The organism is Spirochaetota bacterium, assembly GCA_026414805.1.
GTDB lineage: Bacteria > Spirochaetota > UBA4802 > UBA4802 > UB4802 > UBA4802.
On record JAOAIH010000122.1, the window covers coordinates 1 to 3,749 of the forward strand.

Annotated in this window: 2 protein-coding genes; one reads left to right on the forward strand and one right to left on the reverse strand. The window is 41.2% G+C overall.

Annotated elements, in window-relative coordinates; all coding sequences use genetic code 11:
• Positions 1–542 (forward strand): hypothetical protein (locus N3F66_14700; protein ID MCX8125395.1); only part of this gene is annotated, 542 nt, incomplete at its 5' end.
• Positions 543–878: 336 nt separating this feature from the next.
• Here the strand turns inward: N3F66_14700 and N3F66_14705 are convergent.
• The gene (locus N3F66_14705; protein ID MCX8125396.1) at positions 879–2,822 is read right to left on the reverse strand and encodes a hypothetical protein; all 1,944 of its coding nucleotides are present in this window, start codon (positions 2,820–2,822) and stop codon (positions 879–881) included.
• Between the last annotated feature and the right edge of the window lie 927 nt (positions 2,823–3,749).

Genomic DNA, 3,749 nt, shown 5'->3' on the forward strand with positions numbered 1-3,749 from the left:
ATGAGTGGTTGAGCAGTTACCCTTATCAGAACGTATTTGTGTTCGACTTCTATAATGTGCTGACAACCAACGGTGGCACGCCACTTGTGAATGATCTTGGCCGCTCTGACGGCAATCATCACCGGTGGTGGAATAATGAGGTGCAGCACAAGACAGACGGCGACCATGACGCAAATCCGAACATAACGGAATATGCAAGCGGGTTTGGTGATGATCATCCGAACCGGCAGGGCAATCTAAAAGCTACCGGCGAATTTGTTCCACTTTTGAATGTTGCATATAACCGTTGGAAAAACAGCGGCGGGTCATCGTCAACTACAACAACGATAACGAGCACGACATCGACTATCCCAGAAGATGGCGGCGATGGAGAACCGTGTATAGCGGAAAAAATATATGGATCGAGCTCAAAGGCAACGCGGCGCTTGCGGCAGTACCGGGATGAGGTTATGGTGAGGGCGACACACGGTGGGATTGCGATCAGGTTGTATTATGGAGTTGTCAGTCCGGTCGCAGGAACCCTTTTATCTAGGCTTCTCTAATATGGTGGTGCATAACGAGGTGTTTCGTATGCCAACCCCCTAGGATTGGACATGATATGAAGCAGCGGGTCTTGTTCACAGGGGAGAAAAGAGCGATTGTATTGCCGGGGTTGAAGGAGCAACAGAATCTTGCTCCTTCTTTTTCCTAAAATCGTAACAGTGCTAAACCACAGTGCATTGTCGACAGCTGTCCGGACAAAAACATCCTGCACTGTAGACTGAAATCTGTGTAAATATCCTTGATGTATATCCTAAACACAAAATCACTAGTGTTCGATATCCGGTAGTAGATGCCACCGGAACATTGCCACTGAAAGAAAAGGGCGACCGACACAGCTAAAAATTATAAACATTTTTAATGCGCATCATTTTTTGATATGTCTGTGTTTTCTCTTGCATTGCGTGCGGCATTTCTACATATATCTGCAGCTCTCTGACGGAAATATACTCCCCTTGCCTTATAACCACTTCATGTGTCCCTTCCCATATATTACATGGATTGATGCCGGTGAAATAATATGCGGTAAAAAAAAGATCGCCTGCTCCTCCTTTGTCATCCCACATCATATTTCCCCCACTATAGGCATCCTTATCAGTATGCCATAGGTATATACCAGTACTCTTTTTTGATAACGCAGTTAGTTTAAAAGTATATTTCTTGTTGAGAGAGTCGTGTAGAGGAGGGAAAATAAAAAAATAGCGGGTATCGGTAATGTTTTCAATGGTGGTCAATATTTGTATAAGAGGAGCATTAGTCGAACCTTCCTCAAAAAGGGTAAAAAGTACCTCGGTCGCTGCATCATGCTTGTGGCTATTTAACATGACCCGTATTGCGCATAACTTATTTTGCGTAGCAAGAAACGTCTGGCCTATTGTTGTCCCTGTAACAAGCTCAGGAGTTCGACAACAGAATTCGGGCTGTTCTATCATGACTGCAACATGAGGTTGTGTGACAGCAGGCATCAAAATTCTAAAAAAAATATCAATATTGACAACAACCAACAAAATGCTGAAGCACAAAAAGAAAATCTTACCAAAACGTTGAGGTATTAATGAATGTATTCCCGCACATACAAGCACTGCTATAGGAGCAAGAGCTATAAATAAATATTTTCCCATAAACACATATGCCCGCACATTAAGGGTTGCTATTAAGAGTGCTGAGGCAAAAAAGGTCAGCAGTAGGAGTCCGATCAATTTTTTCTGTGTGCGGCTGTTGTGTCTGTTTATATAGAAACGGCATATTCCAACTATTCCACTCGCCATGATCATCCCGTAAAAAAACAGATGTTTTGATGTAATAGGGATTTGTAGGGCACCAAAATAACCAAAAAATGAAATAAATAATATTTTTACCTCTTGCATGACTGAAGTTGTTGTTATTGGGGTATTTCTGGTTGTAAAAGGGAGTATTTGTATTAAGGCATTTGCAAAGGTTGGATCATTGTAAAATATCCAATTGCGAATATACCACCATCCTGAAATGAAAAATGAAAGAGCAGATATAACAAACAGCGGCCGTATAGGATTTTTTCTTTTATGGGTATATGTATAAAAAACAACAGCATAGGTTATAGGAATAAAAATTGCGGTCGTAATTTTAGTTAATAAACCGCATCCGAGTAAAAAACCTGTTATTACATGTGTCCGAAACAGAAATTGTCCATTAAAATAACCAAGAAGGACATAGACAATCATTGCGGAAAACATAGCCGCAAGAGTCTCATTGGAAACCGAGGCAGCAATATGAATAAATTGTGCATTTGTTGCTGCAAATATTGCTGCCGATGTGGCAAGCAACATATCACCTGAAAATATTATAAGTGCAATATGATAAATCAAGACAACAGTGACGGTAGCCAAAAGTAAGGAAAATAGACGTATCAGATGGGCTGACCGAGCCTTACCTGAATACGGAAATTTTTCTTCATCAGGAGCATGCACGATGTTTCTGTATCCGGGGCCATCATTTACCGTTATTACTTCATGAATAGACCTACCGTCATCGTTACAAAAAAATGATGCCAAGATGTAGTATAATGGTGGATGTGTTGCCTCAGTTATCCGGATGCCATCAGTAGATGGTACCAGCGCTGGCAACTGATGGTGCTGGGCGATATATTCACAATATGCAAAATGTCGCTCTTCATCAGGTGGCACCCATAGGGGTGTAGTGATACTGTAAACTGTGCCAAGCAGAAAAAAAATAATGCTAATCGTTCCAGGTACTACGATATCGCGTAAGAAATTATAATAACGAGTTTGAGGTTGTGTGGTCATTGCGTTTTCCTGACAAAGAACGATATTTCATTGACGGTAATTTGTTAATAACAGATAAAAACTGCCAGTAATTACTCAAAAAAGCAACGGCATTCTACCGAATCTTTCGTGGATGAATATTATAGGGAGAAAAACTTCCCAAGAACGCTACCTCGCATAAGCTTTCGGCTCAAGTGCGACCGATCATGAGTGCCTCGAGAGTGGATCCTCTAGCAGACCTATAATCGGTACTATGAGCACGGTATTATCCTAATCAGCACGATACGCTCCATCTTTAAAACCTTTAAAAGAATTGCTTGAAGGCGAATAGATGCTTTTTCTTTTCTGTACCTTGGTGGATGGCAGGAGAACTTTAGTGCGGCATATTATAAGGTGGCCTCGCAGATAGAGTCACCGCGCTGGTGAGCAAAAAATGAAGCGTGGCAAACACCATCATCGTATTGTTTAGGGTTAGGAAGAGAGGCTCCTTAACCTCAAGAGAGGTATTTGGAACTCATTATTGAACGCCGATGGCTTCGGGCATTCCTTTTCCATAAGCGTTGAAACTGTATGTCAATATTTTAAGGTTGAGATCTTTTCACCGTGAAATAAAGATATATTGCTTCTCACCAGGAGCGAAGATGCAGGAAGTAGCAAATATGAGACGTGCAGAATTGTTGCATGAGATACAAATAATCAGATTTACTGAAGTGTAGAAAGTATGTAATGAGGATCTTCATCTTACATTCTTCTTGAATTGTCATCTTCAATAAAGTGGATTTATTAACCACATATACACAATGTAAATTACATACAAGTTGCATAAGCGGAATGTAATATTAGCTGCCGCAGATACTACCCAACTGTTCTACTCTGCCACCACTTTCCTGAGCTGGTAGAGATCAGACTGGCCTTTAAGCACTTTCCAGATGCCGTCTTGCATCAGGG